Genomic DNA, 20,751 nt, shown 5'->3' with positions numbered 1-20,751 from the left:
CTTGTCCTTGGAGGCCCCGCCTGACCGTGTCAGGGGGGCGCATGGGCGGTGCCGTCAGCCTTTCACCGGCTGGGGCATCCTGTTGGGCGGGGCGGATGGGCCGGCGGGATGCCGGCTATGGTGCAGGTCGGCGGCGATGGCCCTGCCGATGCGGTTGGCCGCCGTGCGGGCGGCGTCGAAGTAGCCGGTGAACTGGGGCTTGTAGCCCGCGAACCAGAGCCCGGGATGGGCCGGGTCCGGCTCTCCCGCCGGGAAGTGCGGATTGCCCCGGTTGTCCAGAACGCCAAGCGGACCGACCAGTGGTTCAAGCCCCGTCCGGTATCCCGTCGCGCAGATCACCACGTCGGCGGCAAAGTCTGGTGGTCCTTCGAAATTGACACGATCACGGCCGAACCGGCTGATCACCGGAACGATTCTGAAACGACCGCTTTTTAAGGCCGCGACGAAGCCGTCGTCGATGGCGAAGGCGGTGCCGTCCTGCGCAAGGCGGGTGCCGCCGCCCATAGGGTGCGAGGGCAGGCCGTGGCGCGCCAGATCGCCGAAGAACAGCCGCTGGGTCAGCGCGAAGGCGCGGTCGACCACGGGCAGGGGCATGGCCTGAAACAGGCGCGCGGCGCGATGAAGCGGGAAGCCGAACACGCGGTTGGGGACAATCGCGGGGCCGTGGCGGACCGAGATCATGACCTCTGCCGGGTGATGCCGCGCAAGGTGGTTCAGCACGTCGGAGCCCGAATTTCCCGCGCCCACCACCAGCACCCGCTTGCCATCGAAACGGGATACGTCCCCCAGATCGGCGGCGTGCAGCAGCTGGCCTTCAAACGCGTCCTTGCCCGGCCAGTCAGGTATATGCGGAACGCTGTCGCGCCCGGTGGCAATGACGACATGCGCGGCGTTGAACGTGCCGGCCGTGGTATCGACCTGCCAGCCACCGGCATCGCGGGCCATGGCCATGACCTTCGTACCGAAGCGGATGTCGGCCCCGATATGGTCGGCGTAGCGCGACAGGTAGTCGACGACGCTGTCACGCCGCAGGTAGCTGCCATCTTCGCGCGGCGGGGTCAGACCCGGCAGCCTGGCGAAATGGCGGTGGATGTTCAGCCGCAGCGCAGGATGCCGCGCGCGCCAGGGCCCGGCCACGCGGTCCTGCGCCTCCAGTATGGTGACGGGGATGCCGTGACGCTGAAGGGCTTCGGCGGCGGCAAGGCCCGACAGGCCCGCGCCGATGATGAGAACGTTTTCAGGGGTGGGTTGCATGGTTCTGTCTTTCTTCGGGTTGGAAGGGGGGGATCAGTCTGCCCGCTGACCGCCGGACGCGGTCCGAAGGCGGCGGAACGGGCGCGGGAACAGCATCGGCACGTCGCGCTGGTAGGCCGCGTAGGCCGCGCCGAACTCGCGCAGCAGCGCGCGTTCCTCGAACCGCAGGCCGATGGCGATATAAAGCGCCATGGACGCGACGAAGATCAGGTGGCCCAGCGTCATCACCGGGGTGGCGATCATCATGATCAGCAGGCCCAGTTGCAGCGGGTGGCGCACGATCTGGTACAGCATCGGCGTGCGGAACGCGGCGGACGGCACAGGGGCGCCGCGCAGGTTGTTCCAGGCCTGGGACAGGCCCACGAATTCGAAATGCCCCAGCAGGAATGTGGCGGTCAGGACGGTCAGGGCGCCAAGAATGAACGCGCCGTGGATCGGCCAGACGGCCGGGCCGTCGACCTGCCAGATGACCGTCGGGATCGGCTGCCATTGCCAGATGATCAGGCCCAGCAGCAGCGAGGATTGCAGCACGTAGGTTGCGCGTTCCGACGCGGGCGGGATGATCTTCGTCCAGACACGCTTGAAGCCCGGGCGCGCCATGACGCTGTGCACGACGCCGAACAGCGCGATGAGGGACAGGTTGATGGCCACCGCCTCGGGCAGCGGACGCGTTGCCAGTCCGCGCATGTCGCCGAGGTTCAGAAGGAAGGCGGCGAGCCACACGAAGACCGCGCCGAACAGGGCGTAGCTGGCCAGGGCATAGACAAGGATAAGACGTTTCATGGGTGGGCTTTCGGGGTCACGGGATGGGAAAGGGGGCGCGGGACCGCGCAGAAGATCGCGCCCCGCGCGGGGGGGGCCGCACCGCGAAAACCTGCACGTGGGCGGCGGTGGAAAGTGCCCCTGGGATCCGTTGATTGAGGGGGGGAAGGGCGCGACGCGGTCAGTAATCCGCGTCGGTTCCGAACCATTCCCTGTCGCGCCAGACGCCGATGTCGTTCAGGTCCCGGCTGGACAGGTGGGAAAGGCCGCTGAAGGTGGCGCGGTGCATCTTCCGGCGCCGCGCACGGTGCCTGTTGCGGCGGAACGCCTCTCGCAGGCGGTGAATGTAAGTACCCGGTCTCATTTTCTGTTTTCCGTTTTCGGTGGTGTGGTCCGGGGCGCGCGCAAGGCGCGCCGCCGGTTCAGGCCGCGTCCAGCGACCGGCAGATTTCTTCGAGATGACGGTGATCCGTGCCGCAGCATCCGCCGACGACAGAGAGGTTCGGCAGGTGCGCAGACAGCCCGCGGTAGAGCCCGCCCAGTTCGGCCGGATCGCCGTCGTCCAGTTCCTCGGCCACGTCGAGTTCGGCGTGCGACAGCCGCGAGGCATTGGCGCGCACGCCGCCGATGCGCCGGGTCCAGTCGCCGCCGTCCCGAAGAACCGTGCGGAAGTGATCGGGGTGCGCACAGTTGATCATGAAGTAGGCCGCGGCCCCGCCCGTCGCGTCGTCGACCGACCGGATCGCGTCCTTCAGGGGTTCGCCTGACGGCAGGCGCCCGTCGGTTTCCAGCGTGAAGGACACGACCCCGGGGATCGCCGCATCGCGGGCGGCCAGGGCAATGCCCGTGCCTTCGGAGGCGGAGGTGATCGTCAGCCCCGACACCATGTCGGCGCCCAGTTCGGCGAACCAGTCGACCTGCTCGGCGTAGTAGGCGTGCGCCTGCGCCGCGCTCAGATGGCTTTCGGGAGCGTATCCGTCGCCATGCGGGCCAAGGACTCCGTTGATCACGAAGGGCGAGGCGGGGGTTTCGAACCGGTCGCGCAGGCCAAGCTGCATCGCGATCGCCTCGCGGTGGATCTCCTTCAGGTCGGCGGCGGTGAGGCCCAGTTCGGCCCCCCACTTGGAGCTTGCCCGCCATGTCGGCGTGTCCATGATGAAGCCACGCCCGGTCTGAAGGGCGATCTGTGCCAGCCGGTGCATGTAGCGTTCGATGGCCGCGGCGCCGGCTTCGGTCTCCAGCGCGGTGAAGGCGGCGAAGAGCGGCAGATCGATGCCTTCGTGGAACACCAGGATGGTTTCCAGCCCGGCTTCGGTCAGCATCTTGTGGCCGTTCAACTGGGGAAGTGCGTTTCGGTATTTCATGTCTCTGATCCATTTTCCTGGCCCGGCAACACGCGCCGTGGCTGCTGAAAGGGGGATAGAGCGCCGGCAGATGCCAGGCTTGAGCCGGATCTGAGAAATTCCTGAGACTGTCTGAGCAAATGTCGGAAACAGGCTGTATGATGGTCAATGATGCCGTAGCAGGGGGCTATGGAGATGAAAGTTCAGTTTCGGGATTGCGTGCTGGAGAGCGACCTGGCCCGGGTCGAGCGGGGCGGTCATGTGCGTTCGCTGACCCCGCAGACCTTGCGTATCCTCGATCACCTGATCCGGAACCGCCATCGGGTTGTCGGCAAGGACGAGCTGATCGCCAAGGTCTGGGGGGATCGCATCATCTCGGACGCCAGCCTGTCGACGGCGATCAAGGAAGTCCGTCAGGCCATAGGCGACAACGGGCGGACCCAGCACACGATCAAGACGATGCACGGCCACGGTTTCCGGTTCGTGGCCGACGTGAACGCCGATGCGGAACCGCAGGAGGCGCGGTCGGGCATCATCCGGGACAGCCGGCCGTCCATCGCCGTTTTGCCCTTCCGGGTCCTGGGTGCCACGCCCGAAGACGGGTTCATCGCCGACGGTCTGACGGAACAGACCATCGTCAACCTGTCGCGCTTTCGCGACCTGTTCGTGTTTTCCCGCCGGACGACGACGCAGATGGCCGAAGACGGCGCGCGCCCGGGCGAACTGCGGCTCGATCCCGGTGTCGACTACCTTGTCGAAGGCAGCGTGCGCCGGGCGTCGCCGCGCCTGCGGGTCACCGTGCAGGTCAGTGCCACGGCCAGCGGGGAGCTTCTGCTGACGGAACAGTTCGACCGCGACGACAGCATCGACGGCCTGATCGACATCCAGGACGAACTGGCGCGGCTGATCGCGGGACGCGTGGCCAGCCGTTACGGGGCGGTCGCGGATCACATCGGGCGCGTGCCGCGCGCCGGCGGCACGCATAGCTGGGACACCTACCGGCTGCTGACGCAGTTTCACGATTACTATGTCGGCTACGATCCCGAGATCCACGCCACGCTGCGGGATGCATTCCCCCGGGCGCTGGAAAAGGATCCGCAATCGTCGCAGGGCTGGTCGGCCTACGCGATGATCCTGCTGGAAGAATACCGCTATTACATGAACGCCCGGCCCGACGTCGACGCTCTGGCGCTTGCCCACGACGCCGCGCGACAGGCCGTGCGGGCCGATCCGCAGGATGCCTTCGCGCAGACGGCGCTGGCGCTGTGCAGGTTTTATCGCAAGGATCTGCCGGGGTTCCGGGACGCCGCCGAGCGGGCGCTGGACCTCAACGACGGACACGCCGACGTGCTGGCCGAGATCGGCCATTGCTTTGCCTTCATCGGTGAGGAGGAGCGCGCCATCGCCCTTCTCGACCGCGCCATCGCGGTCAGCCCGGTGCATCCCGGCTGGTATCATTTCGCGCATTGCTGGCGGCTGGCCAATGCCGGCCGGTTCGAAGACGCGCTTGTCGAGATCAACCGTTTCCCGATGCCGGGTTTCTTCTGGTATCACGCCCACGCGGCGTGGTTCGAGGTGGAGCTGGGACACATGTCGGCGGCACGCGAAGAGGCTGCGGCGATGCTGGCGCTTTACCCGACGTTCGAAGAGCGCGCGCATGCCGAGCTGAGCGTCGATTGTTACGATACCCTGCGCGACCGCGCGCTGGCCGCGTGGCGCAAGGCGGGGCTGACGATCCGTCCCGCGGAACAGGGCGCGGCGGCAATGCCTGCGGCAGGGAAATGAGGCCCGACAGGGCTATCCCCGCCGCCAACCCGCGACCTGCGATCAGGACAGCACCCGCCGCGCCGCGAGGGGCGAAACCGGCAAGGTAGATCCCCGCACGTGGCCCGGCGTCCCGGGCCTTGCCGCGGCCAGGTCCTTCCGGGTGACGTCATTGACAGCCCCTGTCGGCGGTTGAGCCGACAGATCCGGTTATTGCCGGACGGCTTGCCCCTTCGGCGTCGCAGCGCCTTGCCCTGGCTCCTGGACAGCGCGGATTGTCCCCCCTGAGATCTTCGGGTGTCACGCCGCGGCCGCGACCCCCGGATCGCCGTCGGGACGATCCGCCCAGGATCCGTTTTCGTAGCGGCGGGTGATCGTCCCGGCGTCGTCCAACGCCACGAGCGTCAGCCAGCCGTTGTCGAAGAGCGCCCTGACCTGTGGCTGTCGCGCGAGAACGCCGGAGATCATCTCCTCCGGGGCCTCGACCGCGACGACCAGCCGGCTTGGCACATGGCGCAGCGCGTCGCCGTCGTGCACGGATTGCCACGGCAACCCGGGGCGGAGCGCGCCGCCGTTGCCCTCAAGCACGCCGATCCCGCCAATGACGTTGTGAAGCAGCTTGTTGCCCGCCCCGAACGTGTCGGGCGCGACCGCCGATCCGTGATATTGGAGCGCGATCCAGCTTGCCACGACGACCGGGGCGCTCAGGATCAGTTCGAGCGTCGCGGCGTCCGGGTCCTGCCGCCAGTCGTAGTCGTGCAGGAAGACCCGACCGTCCAGATCGCGGCCCAACGTCCGTTCGCGGGGCGCGGCGATGAAGCCGCTGCATCCGGCGAGCCCCCATTCCGGCCGAAGTTCCGACCAGTCGCTGCCCCGCCGCGCCAATGTCGCTTCCGATCCCCGGGGCAGTGTTCCGGCGCGTTCTGTCCGGGTCAGCGTTGCCGCCAGCGAAAACGCCGCGCGCAGACGGTCGATCTTTGCCCGATGGCTGGCTGGCGCCCGATCTTCGAATATCCGGACCTCATCCGAGACGGTGTCGTGCAGGCCGGCGACGAAATGCGTTCCGGCGGGGATCGCGATGCCCCTGGCGCCAAGCCCGGTCCGCACCTCTTCGTCGTTCAGAAGCCCGGCCAGAAGGCGCGCGTTGACGTCGCCCGCGAACCCGCCGCAGGCCCCGCATTGCAGCGCGCTGGCATGGGGCGCGTTGGTGACCGTCGCCCCGTGACCGCAGACCAGCACGAGCGGGGCAAAGCCCCGGGTCAGGGACATGGCGCGAAGCACGCTTTCCGCGGCCGTGATCCTGTCGGCCAGCGGCAGGTCGAATTCGGGGCCCGTATCGGCCTGCGACGGTCCTTTCAGGCCAAGGCCGTCGCGCACGAGCTTGCCCACGTAGAGAGGGCCCGCCGCCTCGACAAAGGCGAAGGCCGAAACGGCCGCCCGCTTGAACCGACCCCAGGCGCGGATCGTGCGAAGCCTGACCCGTTCAGCGGTGTCGACATCGGCATCGTCTGCCGCCCGCGTCCGGATCGCGGGGGACAACAGGATCGGCGCCCGCGCCTCGACGATGTCCGAGGCGCGGGGGCGGTGCCGGACCGGCAGCCCGAAGAAGCCGGCGAAGCCGGTCGTCCGGATCCCCGCATCGGCGGTCTCGATCGCGCGACGCAGACGTTCGGACCGCACGTCGATACAGAACGCCGCCTGGATCGCGGGATTGTCTGCCGCGTGGGTCTTGGTGCCGCCCGAGAGCGTTTCGGCAAGACACCGTTCGGCGCTGCGGTCGACAGCCTCCTGAAGGGCGGCATCGAACCGCAGTTCGCGGTCGGGTTCGACGGGGCGGGCGTAATCGGCCTTTGCCCTTTCCCAATCCTCCTTGCGCGCGGCCCCGCCTTGTTCGAGCAGGGCGACCTCCCACGCGAGGCGGACGGCCATCAGTTCGAACAGCGTGTCGTCCCGCCCCCTGTCGCGTTCGGCGACCCAGGACAGATGGCGCGCATATTGCGCCCAGCCCGACAGGGTCGTGAGCAAGCGGTGGAAGAAAAGCGGCGCCGCCCCGGGCGTGAGATCCAGCGCATGGCAGGCGTGGACGAAGGCGGACCGTGCGTCTGTCGGCATCGCCACGACACGCGCGGCAAAGCCGGACATGCCCGCGATATCCGGGGTCAGGTCGCGGCTGGCATAGGCCCGCCACGATGCCCAGGCTCCGGCGGCGGGCGCCGGCCAGAAGGCTTGCCCGCGGTCGAACTGCACAGCCGCCCAGTGACCGATCCGGTCCTCGATGAAGCCGGGCCAGTCGATGCCATCGTCCTGCTGCGCCAGATCCGCAATCGTGGGAAGCGGGGCGGGCAGATCGGCAGGCTTGGTCGCGGCGCGGACCAGGGCGTGCGGATCGAGGCCATGCGCCGCCGCCGCCGCGGCGACATCTTCGGGCGTCACATCGCCCGCCGCCATCTTCGCGGCCACGGTGCCGCGCGGCAGGAACATCCGGCCGCCGCCAACCCTGGCCATCCGGGCGGCCGCGACGGTGCGGTCTTGGCCCGACTGGCCCAGCCACGGATTGACCGCGACGGTCGCTTCGAGAGGGAAGGCCGGAGGGATCTGCCGCATGGCATCTTCCGCGGCTGCGAAAAGTTCGAGTGCCTGTCCGTGCCAGGAGGCATGCATGTTCATTGGATCGCTCCGGTCCTGGGGGTCCACCGGCCCGAGAGCCGATCATGGACCGCGTTGATGTAGAGGCCGTTCATCAGGTGCACGCGCAGTCCCGCCGCCGCCGGATGTCCGGCCCAGAGCGGGAAGGTCGTCTGCGCCACCGCGGCGACGGCAAAGCTTGCGAGGGCAAGGACGATGGTCGTCCAGATCAGTCCGTCGGGCGGCGGCGGGGGCGGCAGGGTGCCCGCCGAGACCCATGTCGCGGCGTGCTGCAAGGTGAAATAGGCGACGGTTGCACCGACCGAGAGCGCGACCGTGCGCCAGGCCAGCGCGCGCGGCGCGAGATCGGCAAGGCCCTGCGCGATCAGGTAGACCACCCCGAAGATCAGGATCGCGCCGAGTGCGATGGCCTGCGGCGATTTCGACGCAAGCCCGAAGGCCAGCCCGACAATGACGTAGAGCGCAAGCGCGAGGCCGAAGGACCGCGCAACGGCGGGCAGGCTTGGCACCGCGACCGGCCCCGGCCGACGGATCGACCTGACCTCGCGCACGGCATCGCCTGAAGCAAGGAACGCGTGCGCCTTGTAAAGCGAGTGCGCCACGATATGCAGCAATGCCAGCGGGAACAGCGCCAGCCCGCATTGCAGCACCATGAAGCCCATCTGCGCGCAGGTGGACCAGGCCAGCGCCGTCTTGACTGCCGGTTGCGTCAGCGCGATCGCCGCGCCAACAAGCGCGCTGAACCCGCCGATAAGGGCCAGCGCGGCCAGGACGCCGGGCGTCGCAATCAGGACATCTGCGAAGCGGATCAGAAGGAAACCGCCCGCGTTCACCACCCCGGCGTGCAGCAGGGCAGATACCGGTGTCGGCGCCTCCATCACCTCGGTCAGCCAGCCATGCACGGGCACCAGCGCGGACTTGAAGATTGCGGCGACCGCGAGAAGCAGCGCGGCCAGCCAGAGAGGGCCGACATGGTCACCGGCCCGGGCCGCAGCGTCGATGGTGGCGATGTCGGAGGTGCCGAAGCCCGCGATCAGCAGGCCGGCGGCGGCGATAAGCGCCGCGCTGGAGACAATCCCGCTCAGCGCCTTCTTCCGGGCGGCGCGCCGCGCGCGGGGCCTGTCGGGATAGAACAGCAGCAGGCGATGCAGGGTCACGCCGGTCGCCACCCAGCCGACGGCAAGCTGCACGACATTTCCCGCGCCGACCAGCAGCAAAACGCAGGCAATCGTCGCGGCCATCCAGACCATGAAGGCGGGTTGCCGCGCCTCGCCGTCGAGCGCCACGCGCGAAAACCGCAGGACCACCCAGCCGACGAAAGCCACCGTCAGTGTCATCGCGACGCTCACGATGTCGATACGCGCGGATAATCCGACAGGAGCCACGCCCAGAAGCGGGCTCGTCGATGGCCCGGAAAGAACGAGCTCCACGGTCGCGAGCGCCCCGACACCTAGCGCGGCGAGCGCCGAGAGCTCTGGCAGGCGGAAGAACCAATGCGCACGGGCGGGCGGGCGAAGATGCATCGCCACGGCCGATGCGGCCATGGCAAGCGGGGCGAACAGGAGCAGAAAACTCATTGAATATCTCCGGACTTGGTTGCCGGACGGTGTAGATCCCCGTGGACTTTAAGAAAAATACATTGTTTGGAACGTTTCGTTCTATTTAAGTGAACGCCATGAGACTCAACTATCGTCACTTGCGCTATTTTCAGGAGGTGGCCCTTGAAGGGAACCTGACCCGCGCCGCGGCGCGGCTGAACCTGTCGCAATCCGCGCTGTCCACGCAGATCCGCAATCTGGAAGAGCAACTGGGGCACGTTCTGTTCGACCGCACGGGACGGGCAATGACCCTGACCGAAGCGGGCCAGATCGCACTTGATCATGCACAGCGCATCTTCGATGTCGGCGACGATCTTGTCGCCACGCTGACCGCGGGCGGTTCGGCAAAGACCCCTTTGCGGGTCGGCGCGCTGTCCACCTTGTCCCGCAACTTCCAGCTTCGCTTCCTGCGTCCGGCCTTCGCGGACGGTGTGGAACTGGTCCTGTCGTCCGGCAACAGCCAGACCTTGCTGCGCGCGCTCGAGACGCTGGCGCTTGACGTGGTGCTGCTGACAGATCCGCCGCCACGGGAGTCCTTTCCCGACCTTGTCGCCCACCGTATTGCCGAGCAGCAGGTGGGCTTGCACGGACGACCGCACCGGCTTGCGCATGACACGCTCACCGATCTCCTGCGGTCACAGCCGGTGATCCTGCCGACCGAAAGCTCGATCCTGACGGGGTTCAACAGCCTCGTCGCGCGATTGGGGGTGACGCCAAGGATTGCCGCCACGGTCGACGACATGGCCATGATCCGCCTGCTGGCCAGAGAAGATTTCGGTTTGGCGGTCACGCCGGCGGTCGTTCTTGCGGACGAGCTGGCACAGGGCGTGTTGGCAACCGCGCCATTCCAGCTTGACGTCGTCGAGAGTTTCTACGCGGTCACCGCCCCCCGGACATTTCCGCATCCGCTGCTCAGGCGACTTTCGGAACGGCTGGCCGACGGGAATGAACTGTGACGGGTTCCGTCGCGAACCTCTGCGTGGGTCAGAGGGCGATCATTCGTGCTGTCTGCGCGGCAAGTCCCGCGCAGATCGTGAACGGGCATCCCACGCGAGGCTGCCCGTATCTGCATGTGCGCCGGTTGGTTCCCGCCCAGACCTGCGCACCTTTGAAAGAAATCGTCGTTCGGACCGCATCGACAGGTTGCGATGGGCGATAGACCATACCGGCAGAGTTCGAGACAGGCCCCGCCGCGCCTGTCTCAGCCGGAGGTTTCTGCGATGACCGGGTTCACCAGCGTTCCCACGCCGGTGATCTCGACCTCGACGTTCATGCCGGGTTCAAGGAACAGCTGCGGCTTGCGATAGCGGCCGACGCCGCCGGGCGTGCCGGTGGCGATCACGTCGCCCGGCACCAGCGTCAGGACGGTCGAGGCATAGGCGATAAGCTCGGGGATGCCGATGGCCAGATCGCTGATCGGCGTGTGCTGTTCGACATTGCCGTTGACCCGCGTCGTCAGGGACTGTTCGCGGATATCGCCGACCTCGTCCGATGTCACGATCCACGGGCCCATGGAGCCCGACCGCTCGAAGCTCTTGCCCGGCCAGAACTGGGTGGTGTGGTTCTGGTAATCCCGGATCGAGCCTTCGTTGAAGCAGGAGTAGCCCGCGATGTGATCCCACGCGTCTTCCGCCGCGATGTGACGCCCGGCCTTGCCGATCACCAGCGCCAGTTCGCCTTCGTAGTCGAATTCGCGGCTGGCCTCGGGCCGTTCGATGGGCACGTTGTGGCCCACCAGCGACCGGGGATAGCGGGTGAAGATCGACGGGTATTCGGGATGCGGACGGCCCGATTCAAGGATGTGGGGCAGGTAGTTCAGCCCGATGCACAGGATCTTTTCCGGCTCGGGGATCGGGGGGAGGAGCGTGACATCCGCCATTGCGATGGCCTCGCCCGTGCCGTCCAACCGGTCCGTGGCGCCCGCCGTCAGCACGCTGCGCAGGGTGGGAAATTCGGCGCCAAGGGCCGCGCCCGCGTCGAACACCTGATCATCGGTCGCGGTGCCATAGGACGCGGTGCCGTCGGGTTTCGTGAAGGATACCAATCGCATGTCTGCTTCTCCGTTTTGTCGTCTTGTGCGCGCCCGGGCGCGTCAGCTGTCCAGTGTCGCCATGAAATCGGCAAGGTTCGCCAGGGCGAAGTCGAGCACGTCGTCGTTCTTGAACACGCCGTCGGTCACGGTGGCATTGGATTGCGGTACCACCACTTCCTTGCAGGCAAAGGTCTGCGCGAGCATCCCGTTCAGGATGTACTTCAGATGCGCCTGCGCCCGCACGCCGCCCATGACCCCGCCCGAAACCGTGATCACGAAACAGGGCTTGTCCAGAAACACCGAGGCATAGGCCGGGCGCGAGGCCCAGTCGATGGCGTTCTTCAGGACGCCCGGCACGCTGTAATTGTATTCCGGCGTGACGAAGACGACACCGTCGGCCTGTTCGACCTCACCGATGAATGCGGCGACCGTGGGATCGTCCTGCACATCGGCGTTGTAGTGGGGCAGGGCGCCGGGATCGGCGATGATACAGTCGGCCCGGGTGCCGATGCGGTCGATCAGCGCGCGGATCACGGCGCGCGAGGAGGACGCGGCGCGCAGGCTGCCGGAGACAAAAAGTAGACGGGGCATGGGGATCTCCTGGATCTGTCAGAGGCGGGCGAGCCACGTCGCGATGGACGGGAACAGCGCAAGGATCACGAGGCTGGCCAGCATCGCAAGGACGAAGGGGAACGCACCGCGGAAGATATCGCCGACCTTCAGGTCGGGATCGGTCATGGCGGATTTGATCGTGTAGACCGACAGGCCGAACGGTGGGGTCAGCAGGCCCATTTCGACGGCGACGACCGTGAGGACACCGAACCAGATCAGATCGAACCCCGCGGCTTCGGCCACCGGCAGCGCGATGGGCAGAAGGATCAGCATGATCGAGATCGAGTCGATCAGGCAGCCGAGCAGGATCACCAGCCCAAGAAACAGGATCAGGAACCCGGCGGGACCGATGGGGCCGGACAGGAAAAATTCTGCCAGCTCCCGGGGCACGCCCGACAGCGCCAGCATCCGGCTGAAGAAGGTCGCGGCCATGATCAGGAACAGGACCGACACGGTGATCTGCCCGGTTTCGACCAAGAGCTTCCACAGCGCGCTGCCCGTCAGGGACTTGCGCAGAAGGGCGATCACCAGCGCACCGGCGGCCCCTGCGGCGCCGGCCTCGGTCGGGTTGAAGAACCCGCCATAGAGCCCGCCCAGAACCAGCGTCATCAAAACCAAGATCGGCACGGCCTTGCGGATCAGCGTGCCTGCGCTCAGCGTTTCATACTCCGCCGTGTCGGATGTGTCGGTGAAGACGAAGTCTGGCCGCGTTCGGGCCAGCAGGAAGATGGTGAGCATGAACATCGCCGACAGCAGCAACCCCGGCCCGATTCCGGCCAGGAACATGCGGCCCACCGATTCCTCGGCCAGTACCGCATAGACGATCATCAGGAGCGACGGCGGGATCATCATGCCCAGGACCGATGACCCGGCGACGACGCCGGTGGCGAACTTCCTTGTGTAGCCGTGGCGCGTCATCTCGGGCACCGCCACGCGCGCGAAGACGGTGGCCGAGGCGATGGAGATGCCGGTGATCGACGCGAAGACGGCATTGGCGAAGACGGTGGCGACGCCAAGGCCTGCGGTCACGCGCCTGAGCAATCGTTCGAACACCTCGAACGTGTCCCGCCCGACATTCGAGACGGTCACCAGAAGCCCCATCAGCACGAAGAGGGGCACGACGGCGAACAGGTATTCTTCGAGCGCGTCATTGGCGACGGCGGCGATCATGCGGGTGGCGACCAGATCGTTGCGGATGAAGGCCACGCCCACGAAGGAGACGCCCAGCATCGACACGCCGATGGGCATGCCCACGAAGATCAGGACAAGCAGCCCGCCAATGGCCAGAAAGCCGATTTCCATGGGGCTCATGCCGGTCTCCCCCGGGCGGCTGAGCGGAAGGCGGCGATCGTGCGGAAGAGCGCCTCCAGCGCGGCGGCGGCCACGCCGATCAGGATCATCACCCGGAAGGGCCAGACGACCAGCGTTGCGATGCCGGTCACGCCGATATATTCGCCCGCGTCGTAATCCTTGCCGATGATGCGCAGCGACGACCAAGCGATCAGGCCCAGAAGGGCCGCGGCCGTCAGATCGAAGAGGCCGGTCAGGACCGCCCCGGCGCGGGGATGGCGTTCGCAGAAGCCGGGCAGCCAGATTTCCGTCCGGGCCAGCCGGTTCGCCCGGATGGTGGCGGCAAGCTGGAGGTAGACAATCATCACCAGCGTCAGCGCCCCCAGTTCAGAGATCAGCGGCAGCGAGGCGCCCATCGTGTTCCGCGCCACGATATCGGCGCAGATGATCAGCATGAGAACCGCGATCAGCACGGTTCCCAGCGCGGCCAGCCCTTCCACGATCCACGACCAGGCGCGCACCAGGGGATGGCGCGAACGCCCCGTGTCGGGGGCGTTCGGTTCAGAGTTCAGGGTCACGTCAGGATGCTCCGGTCAGAGCTCGTTGTCCCAGTCGCGGATCGGCGTTTCGCCCCGATCCCTAAGGCCGTTCATGTACTGGCCCATGAATTCCTTCGCAGGCACGCCGCGCGCTTCCAGTTCCGCGGCCCAGTCGGCGGCCAGTGCGGGCAGGGCGTTCACCCACTTGGCGCGTTCCTCGGGCGGCATCGGGATGATCTTGACGGGCGTGTTTTGATCCGCCCCCAGTTCGACCATCTTGTTCAGCGCGAATTCATGACGTTCGACAAGGTCCTGGCCGTGGGCTTTGGTGTAATCCTTGCCCGCCTGGATCATGGCTTCCTGCACCTCGTCGGGCAGGCTGTCCCACGTGTCGCGGTTGATCGCGACAGCGCCCGAGAACGCGGCGCCCGCATCGAAGCGGTGGATATAGGGCGCGACCTCGTACAGCTTGATCGGCAGGGCCCCAAGCGCCAGCGTCAGCACCCCGTCGGACACCCCGGTCTGCACGTCGGTGTAGAAGGTCGGCAGCGCGCCGTCGACGGCATTGGCACCCGTCCCGCGCAGCCAGTTGCCCAGCACGCCGGGGGCAGACAGTTTCAGCCCGTCGATATCGTCGATGCTGTCGATCTCTTCTTTCAGGTAGATGTCGTAAAGATCCGTCGCCGTCAGCCCCAGCACCTTCAGGTTGTGGCTTTCCCATTCGTCAAGAAACGCCTCGTTGGTTTCGAGCAGGTCCTGCATCGTCTCCAGCAGGGCCGGGGGGTTGGCGGTGGCGAAGGGCGCGTTCGACGACGCCTGGCTGAGCGGCAGTTTCGCCGCTTCGAGGAACGAGAACACCCAGCCGATATCGGTGATGCCTTCCTCGACCGAGGTCAGCGTCGCGTTGGCCTTGTAAAGCTGGCCGCCGAAGGCTTCGTTCCATTCGATCTCGTAATTGCCGGTTTCGGCCAGGATCTCGTCCGTGCGGGCCATGAAAACCGTCTCGATCATGCCGACCCATGGCACCACGGTCGGGTGGCTGGATGCCACCGTCAGGTTTATCGTTTCCTGGGCCGTGACGGCCCCCGGCGCGATCAGTGTCGCGGTTGCAAGCATGCCAAGCAGCTTTTTCCCAAGCAGCGGTTTCATTGTGGTTCCTCCCTAGGTTTCTTTTTTCAGCCGACCGTTGCGCGCTGCGCCGAAAAATCGACACGGATGGTGATCGACCCTTCGTTGATCAGCCACGGACGCACCGTGAAGCTGCGCGCACCGGCCTTGTGCATCGGATCGCTTTCGGCGATGGCCACAGCCTCGTCCCGCGAGCCCGCGCGGACGATCACCATGCCTTCCCCTTCCCAGCTTTGTTCGTCGTCGGTCCACAGGGGGCCTGCGGCGAACATGATGCCCCGTTCTTCCAGTCCCACCTGGAATTTCAGATGTTCTTCGATATTGGCGAAGACCGGGCCCAGACCGTTCACGGGCCGGGTGAAGATCGCATAGAGCTGCTTTTGCAGCATGCCCTGGCTTGCTTCCAGAACACCGGCGGCGGGCACCGATGTCGGGTTGTCTTCGTCGCTCATGGCCGATCCTCCCAAATCAGCGCAGGGCCTTATCCGGCCTGTCTGCTCTTCAGTTCCTCGCGGATCGCCGCGCCGTGTTCGTCGAGGTACGGCGGCGGCGCGATATCCCGGTCGGGCGCCCCGTCAAAGGAATAGGGCGCGCGCACGGTGGTGTAGGTGCCAAGGCCCTCGTGCGGCATCGACACTTTCAGCCCCAGATGCTGCGCCTGCGGATCCTCCAGCGCTTCGTCCGCATCGTAGGCGGGCGCATGCGGGACCTCGTGTTCCAGCATCAGCGCGCACCAGTCGTCGCGCGTTTTGGTGCGGAAGATCGGGGTGAAGATGTCGATCAGGTCGTCCTGATGGTCGATTCGGTCCAGCCGTTCGGCAAAGCGGGGATCCTTGGCCAGTTCGGTCTGGCCGGTGGCTTCCAGAAACCCCGTCCAGAACTTCGTGGGCGACGACATGTGGATTGCTATCCATTTCCCGTCGCTGCATTCGAACGTGTAGCTTTGGGACACGACCGGGCGCGACAGCGGGCCCATGACCTCGCCTTCCGAATAGAAGTGGGTGAAGCTGTCGAGGTTGAAATGGCTCATCGCCTCCAGCATCGAGATGTCGATGCGGCGGCCTTTGCCCGATGTCGCGCGTTCCAGAAGGGCCGCGAGGCAGGCAAGGGCCGCGTACTGGCCGGTGACGGCATCGGCGATGGCCGGGCCGATCACGCGCGGATTGTCGGGCGGGGTCAGAAGCCGCAGGTACCCGCTGGCGGCCTGCGCGACGGTGTCATAGGCGGGGCGGTCGCGGGACGGGCCGGACTGGCCAAAGCCCGAGATCGCGCAATAGACGATGTTCGGCGCTACCTTGCGCAGATCGTCTTCGCCCACGCCCAGCTTTTCGGCGACGCCGGGGCGGAAGTTCTGGATGAAGACATCGGCGTCCTTGATCAGGTCCATGAACACCGCCAGATCGTCGGGATCCTTGGTGTTCAGCGCGATGGAGCGCTTGTTGCGGTTGTAGGTCTGGAAATGCGGGCTGTAGAGCCCGCCCTTGAACGCGCGGAACGGATCGCCGGTTTCGGGGCGTTCCACCTTGATCACCTCGGCACCCAGATCGGCCAGGTGCATGCCTGCGGCGGGGCCGGTGATGTAGGTGCCCAGCTCGACGACGCGGATGTCTTTCAGGATCTTGACCATGGTCACTCTGCCGCCTTGTCGCGGGCCGGGACCGTCTTGCCATCATACGCGATGGCCTGGTCCGCCTTGTTCGACATGATGAACCCGATCGACCGCTGCGCTTCCTCGAACAGGTGCGCCGACAGGCCGGCGGCGCGGGCGATCAATGGCACGGCCTTGATCGCGTCGGTGGGCCAGCCGGCATCCATGATCGTGGCCGGGATCGCGCCCGAGACGTTGATCGGCAGCGGCCGCCCGATGATTTCGGTCGCGTGCTTGTCCACCAGCCGCAGCGCGCCGACATACGTGCCCGTCACGCCCAGATCGTCGGAAATCTGAAGCAGCCGGTCGGCGCGGGGATCGCCGCTGCTGTGCTGGGGATGACCCATGCCCGCCACCTTGCGGCGGTGTTCCTTGTGGTCCTTCAGGCTGGCGATCACGACCTCTTCCAGGTCGGTGCCATCGGCTTCGGCCTTGTCCACCAGCGCGGCCAGGTACTGCCCGGCGGCTTCGGAACTGCCGGCAACGACGCTGCCCATGCCCAGAAGCCCCGCCGCCATCGCGCCCTGCCAGGCCTCGGGTCCGGCGGCCAGCGTCATGCGCGCGGCCTGCACCGATGGCACCAGCCCGTGTTCTGCGATGGCCACGAGGCAGGCATCCATCATCTGGCGCTGCTCGGGCGTCGGCTTTTCCCCAAGCACCAGCAGCCACAGGTAATCGGTGAAGTTGATGTGGCCGATCAGGTCGTCGCACAGATCGTGACCGCGGACCGTGATGGAGGTTGCATCGGACGTGGCGATCGCGGTGAATGCCTGATCCTGTTTGCCAATTCGCATGGGTATCTCCTGACAGTTTTCGGATACCGAAAAGATTTTCTCTTGTCGAAATTATCGACCGGGCCTAAGGTTGCCGTCAAGGGAAAATGCCGCGGCTACGGGAGGGCGCGGTTCGCAGGGGAGGACAGAGATGCGCGATATCAACCAGTTCACGGTCACCAAGGCGGTGAAAGAATCTTTCAAGACCCAGCCGGGCAGCCGGTTCGAACAGCTTCTTCAGGGGCTGATCGACCACCTTCACGATTACACCCGCGAACATAATATCACTCACGAAGAGTGGATGGGCGTGCTGAACTTCCTTTATGATTGCGGCCAGATCTCGACCCCGGAACGCCACGAATTCATCCTGCTGTCGGACGTGCTGGGCTTTTCCGCGCTGGTCGACATGATCAACACCAAGGGCGGCGCGACCGAAGGATCGAACCTTGGGCCGTTCTACCTCGACAACTCTCCGCGCAAGGCACTGGGGTCGGACCTGGCCGACAACCGCGACGGGGTGACGGTGCTGGTGCATGGCAAGGTCACGGATTCGCTCCACAACCCGCTGCGCGGCGCCATCGTCGACACGTGGCAGGCGGATGCGGCGGGCACCTATCCGATCCAGGAGCAGGAGAAGGGCCAGGACAAGTACGACCTGCGCGGCGTCTTCGAGACCGATGCCGAAGGGCGGTACTATTACACAACCGTGCTGCCCAAGCCCTACACCGTTCCCTATGACGGCCCCGTGGGCGACCTTCTGCGCGCCGGCAACCGCCATGCGTGGCGGGCGGCACATCTGCATTACATGGTGCGGGCGCCGGGCATGACCTCGATCACCACGGAAGTGTTCTTCGAGAATACCGAATACATCGACAACGATGCCGTCTTCGGCGTGCGCCGGTCGCTGATCGCGAAGATCCAGCCGATGAAGGATATCTCGGCCCTTGGGTTCGAGCTGGAGAAAGAGCCGGACGCGATGTTCGAATTCGACTTCGTCCTGGCCCCCGAAGGTTAAGCCATGTCCGACCGCGACAGACCCCCGGAATTCGTCGAAGGGCTGGCCAAGGGGCTGGCGATCCTCGAATCCTTCGATGCGGATCATCCCGAGATGACGCTTTCGGAACTGGCGCGGCGCGTCGGCCTGTCCCCGGCGGCGGCGCGGCGGTCGCTGATCACGCTGTCGACGCTGGGATATGTCGGGCAAAAGGACAAACGCTTTCACCTGCGGCCCAAGATCATGACGCTGGGCACGTCGTTCTATTCCTCGGCCCGGATCGACGAACTGATGCAGCCCGACCTGCGCCAGCTTGTCGGCCGGTTCGGCGATGCGTCATCGGTGGGTACGCTGGACGGCGGCGACGTGATCTATGTCGCGCACCATTCCGTGCAGCGCGCGCGGCGGGCCACGGCGGTTATCGGCGCACGTTACCCGGCCTATGCCACGTCGATGGGCCGGGTGCTGCTGGCATCGCTGCCCGATGACGCGCTGGAAACCTACCTGGCGGGCGTCACGATGGAGCCGCTGACCGCGCAGACCTGCACCGATCCCTGCCAGCTGAGGGAGGACCTGCAGCGCGTCCGGCAGGACGGCTATGCCACGACGGTCGACCAGCTGGATTACGGGATCACGGCGCTGGCGGTGCCGATCCGCGATCCATCGGGTGCCACGATCGCGGCCGTCAACAGCTCGGGCTACACCGGGATGCTCACGGTCGAGACATTGATTGCCGAGCGTCTGCCGGCCCTGCGGGAAACCGCCTCGCATATCGCGCACCAGATTGCGCGCTATCCCGTCCTGCAGACCGTGCTGGGCGACTGAAAAACTTGCGAAACGGCAAGAAATCTCTGGGAGGAGACCATCATGTGTCAGCTTTGTGGACCGGCGACCCCGGCCAACATGTGCCGCGCGAACAATCCCGTCGTGCGCAATCCCGCGGACGCGCCCACCGGTAAACCTGCGACAAGCCCGGAAACACTGCCGCTGTCGGCGGGCCAGCCGGGGCGGCGGGTTCTGATCAAGGGCGGTGCCGTCCTGTCGATGGATCCGGCGGTGGGCAATTACGTGAAGGGCGACGTGCTGATCGAAGGCCACAAGATCGTCCAGATCGCGGCCCAAATCGACCCGGGCGATGCCGCCGTGATCGACGCCGCGGGCAAGATCGTGATGCCGGGCTTCATCGACACGCACCACCACCAGTTCGAAACCGGCCTCCGGTCCTCCCTGTCGAACGCGATCCTTGTCCCTGACGGTCAGCCCGAGAACGTCGTGAACTATTACGAGACGATGTTGCAGAACTATTCCCAGCATTACCGTCCCGAGGATGTGTACATCAACGAACTCTACGGCGGTCTGGCGCAGCTGGATGCCGGCGTGACGACGGTGATGGACGTGAGCCAGATCCACCATTCGCCCGAACATTCCGACGCCGTGGTCAAGGGCCTGCAGGACGCCGGGCGCCGCGCCGTCTTCGGATATTTCGAAGGCTGGTGGGAGGGCAACCAGTACCCCGGCGATGCGGTGCGGCTGCGGTCGGATCACTTCTCCTCCGACGATCAACTTGTCACGATGGTCATGGGCGGAGAGATCTACATTCCCGGCTACGAGGACGCCTGGAAGGTGGGCCGGGAGCTGGATCTGCAGATCGCGCTTCATGTCGTGGGCACCTTCGGCATGGCGCCGACCTTCGACGAACTGGCCAAGTCGGGCGCATTCGGGCCCGACAACATCTTCATCCACATGACCGGCATGTCCGATTTCGCGTGGCAGACCGCCGCCGATGCGGGGGCGCACGTGTCGCTGTCGGTCCCCATCGAAATGCACATGCGCCACGGCCAGCCGCCGATCCAGCGGGCCATCGACCTTGGCATGGGGATGTCGCTGTCGTCCGACGTGGAATGCACCATGTCGGCGGATTTCTTCACCCAGATGCGCGGTCTGATCACGCTTCAGCGGATGAACGTGAACGACGCGGCCCTTGGCGGGGAGGCCGAGGTTCCGGCCCTGATGCGCTGCATGGATGCGATCCGGCATGCCACCATCGAAGGCGCAAGGGGCCTCAGGCTGGATCACAAGACAGGATCGCTGACGCCGGGAAAGGAGGCCGACATCGTCCTTCTGGATGCCGAGGCGATCAATGTCGCGCCGCTGAACAACGTGCCGGGCGCGGTGGTGACGCTGATGGACCGGTCGAACGTTGATACCGTGATGGTCGCCGGGCAGATCCGGAAATGGCAGGGCCAGCTTCTGGGCCATGACATGGCCAAGCTGGGCGCCGAACTGGCCGCCAGCCGCGATTACATCTTCGAAAAGGCGGGCATCGAACAGGACCTGTTCGCGTGACCCCTGGTCGGGCCCGTGGCTG

The 20,751-nt window shown here is 66.2% G+C and carries 19 protein-coding genes; 5 read left to right on the top strand and 14 right to left on the bottom strand.

Annotated features, from left to right (window positions below):
* Positions 1 to 54 precede the first annotated feature (54 nt).
* The 4 genes from D4754_RS07910 to D4754_RS07900 form a co-directional block, all read right to left on the bottom strand.
* Positions 55 to 1,254 (bottom strand): flavin-containing monooxygenase, encoded by a 1,200-nt coding sequence (locus D4754_RS07910; protein ID WP_121062482.1) that lies wholly within the window; start codon positions 1,252 to 1,254, stop codon positions 55 to 57.
* A gap of 33 nt (positions 1,255 to 1,287) precedes the next feature.
* Complete coding sequence (locus D4754_RS07905; RefSeq protein ID WP_121062481.1) at positions 1,288 to 2,037, bottom strand: methyltransferase family protein; 750 nt, start codon at positions 2,035 to 2,037, stop codon at positions 1,288 to 1,290.
* Between the two features lie 160 nt (positions 2,038 to 2,197).
* Positions 2,198 to 2,380 (bottom strand): hypothetical protein, encoded by a 183-nt coding sequence (locus D4754_RS23920; protein ID WP_163025835.1) that lies wholly within the window; start codon positions 2,378 to 2,380, stop codon positions 2,198 to 2,200.
* Positions 2,381 to 2,438: 58 nt separating this feature from the next.
* Entirely contained in the window at positions 2,439 to 3,380 is a 942-nt protein-coding gene (locus tag D4754_RS07900; protein WP_121062480.1) for a homocysteine S-methyltransferase family protein, read from the bottom strand.
* A 174-nt stretch (positions 3,381 to 3,554) separates the two neighbouring features.
* Here D4754_RS07900 and D4754_RS07895 point away from each other — a divergent pair, with 174 nt between their 5' ends.
* Positions 3,555 to 5,144, top strand: a complete 1,590-nt coding sequence (locus D4754_RS07895) for a winged helix-turn-helix domain-containing tetratricopeptide repeat protein (protein WP_163025834.1) — start codon at positions 3,555 to 3,557, stop codon at positions 5,142 to 5,144.
* A 279-nt stretch (positions 5,145 to 5,423) separates the two neighbouring features.
* On the opposite strand, the gene D4754_RS07890 is transcribed toward D4754_RS07895, so the two are convergent.
* Positions 5,424 to 7,790, bottom strand: a complete 2,367-nt coding sequence (locus tag D4754_RS07890) for a YbcC family protein (RefSeq protein ID WP_121062478.1) — start codon at positions 7,788 to 7,790, stop codon at positions 5,424 to 5,426.
* The gene (locus D4754_RS07885) at positions 7,787 to 9,346 is read right to left on the bottom strand and encodes a proton-conducting transporter transmembrane domain-containing protein (protein ID WP_121062477.1); all 1,560 of its coding nucleotides are present in this window, start codon (positions 9,344 to 9,346) and stop codon (positions 7,787 to 7,789) included. The genes D4754_RS07890 and D4754_RS07885 overlap by 4 nt, the downstream gene beginning before the upstream one ends.
* A 98-nt stretch (positions 9,347 to 9,444) precedes the next feature.
* Here D4754_RS07885 and D4754_RS07880 point away from each other — a divergent pair, with 98 nt between their 5' ends.
* Entirely contained in the window at positions 9,445 to 10,323 is an 879-nt protein-coding gene (locus D4754_RS07880) for a LysR family transcriptional regulator (protein ID WP_121062476.1), read from the top strand.
* Between the two features lie 245 nt (positions 10,324 to 10,568).
* Here D4754_RS07880 and D4754_RS07875 read toward each other — a convergent pair whose 3' ends face one another.
* Genes D4754_RS07875 through D4754_RS07840 form a run of 8 tightly spaced genes read right to left on the bottom strand, consistent with a single transcriptional unit; the run spans position 10,569 to position 17,410 of the window.
* Positions 10,569 to 11,417, bottom strand: coding sequence for a fumarylacetoacetate hydrolase family protein (locus tag D4754_RS07875; protein WP_121062475.1), 849 nt, complete (start codon positions 11,415 to 11,417; stop codon positions 10,569 to 10,571).
* 42 nt (positions 11,418 to 11,459) lie between these two features.
* Positions 11,460 to 11,990 carry an NADPH-dependent FMN reductase gene (locus D4754_RS07870; RefSeq protein WP_121062474.1) on the bottom strand — a complete coding sequence of 177 codons (531 nt, stop codon included), beginning with the start codon at positions 11,988 to 11,990 and terminating at the stop codon, positions 11,460 to 11,462.
* An 18-nt stretch (positions 11,991 to 12,008) separates the two neighbouring features.
* Complete coding sequence (locus D4754_RS07865) at positions 12,009 to 13,322, bottom strand: TRAP transporter large permease (RefSeq protein WP_121062473.1); 1,314 nt, start codon at positions 13,320 to 13,322, stop codon at positions 12,009 to 12,011.
* Positions 13,319 to 13,879: a TRAP transporter small permease subunit gene (locus D4754_RS07860; protein ID WP_205589602.1), complete on the bottom strand. Its 561-nt coding sequence runs from the start codon at positions 13,877 to 13,879 to the stop codon at positions 13,319 to 13,321. The genes D4754_RS07865 and D4754_RS07860 overlap by 4 nt, the downstream gene beginning before the upstream one ends.
* Before the next feature lie 15 nt (positions 13,880 to 13,894).
* Positions 13,895 to 14,989 carry a C4-dicarboxylate TRAP transporter substrate-binding protein gene (locus D4754_RS07855; RefSeq protein ID WP_121062472.1) on the bottom strand — a complete coding sequence of 365 codons (1,095 nt, stop codon included), beginning with the start codon at positions 14,987 to 14,989 and terminating at the stop codon, positions 13,895 to 13,897.
* A gap of 26 nt (positions 14,990 to 15,015) precedes the next feature.
* On the bottom strand, positions 15,016 to 15,420 hold the full coding sequence (locus D4754_RS07850; RefSeq protein ID WP_121062471.1) for a YciI family protein: 405 nt from the start codon (positions 15,418 to 15,420) through the stop codon (positions 15,016 to 15,018).
* Positions 15,421 to 15,449: 29 nt separating this feature from the next.
* Complete coding sequence (locus D4754_RS07845) at positions 15,450 to 16,595, bottom strand: CaiB/BaiF CoA transferase family protein (protein ID WP_121062470.1); 1,146 nt, start codon at positions 16,593 to 16,595, stop codon at positions 15,450 to 15,452.
* A gap of 2 nt (positions 16,596 to 16,597) precedes the next feature.
* The gene (locus D4754_RS07840) at positions 16,598 to 17,410 is read right to left on the bottom strand and encodes a citryl-CoA lyase (RefSeq protein WP_121062469.1); all 813 of its coding nucleotides are present in this window, start codon (positions 17,408 to 17,410) and stop codon (positions 16,598 to 16,600) included.
* Positions 17,411 to 17,540: 130 nt separating this feature from the next.
* Here D4754_RS07840 and D4754_RS07835 point away from each other — a divergent pair, with 130 nt between their 5' ends.
* From D4754_RS07835 to D4754_RS07825, 3 genes are read left to right on the top strand one after another with little or no spacing between them, the layout of a single operon-like run.
* Positions 17,541 to 18,404, top strand: a complete 864-nt coding sequence (locus D4754_RS07835; RefSeq protein ID WP_121062468.1) for a dioxygenase family protein — start codon at positions 17,541 to 17,543, stop codon at positions 18,402 to 18,404.
* Positions 18,405 to 18,407: 3 nt separating this feature from the next.
* The gene (locus tag D4754_RS07830) at positions 18,408 to 19,208 is read left to right on the top strand and encodes an IclR family transcriptional regulator domain-containing protein (RefSeq protein WP_121062467.1); all 801 of its coding nucleotides are present in this window, start codon (positions 18,408 to 18,410) and stop codon (positions 19,206 to 19,208) included.
* 42 nt (positions 19,209 to 19,250) lie between these two features.
* A complete protein-coding gene (locus D4754_RS07825; RefSeq protein WP_205589601.1) occupies positions 19,251 to 20,729 on the top strand; it encodes an amidohydrolase family protein in 1,479 nt (492 codons plus the stop codon).
* The last annotated feature ends 22 nt before the right edge of the window (positions 20,730 to 20,751 follow it).

The organism is Chachezhania antarctica (assembly GCF_003646465.1).
Taxonomy (GTDB): Bacteria; Pseudomonadota; Alphaproteobacteria; order Rhodobacterales; family Rhodobacteraceae; genus Chachezhania; species Chachezhania antarctica.
This window is presented reverse-complemented; position numbering and strand designations above follow the sequence as displayed.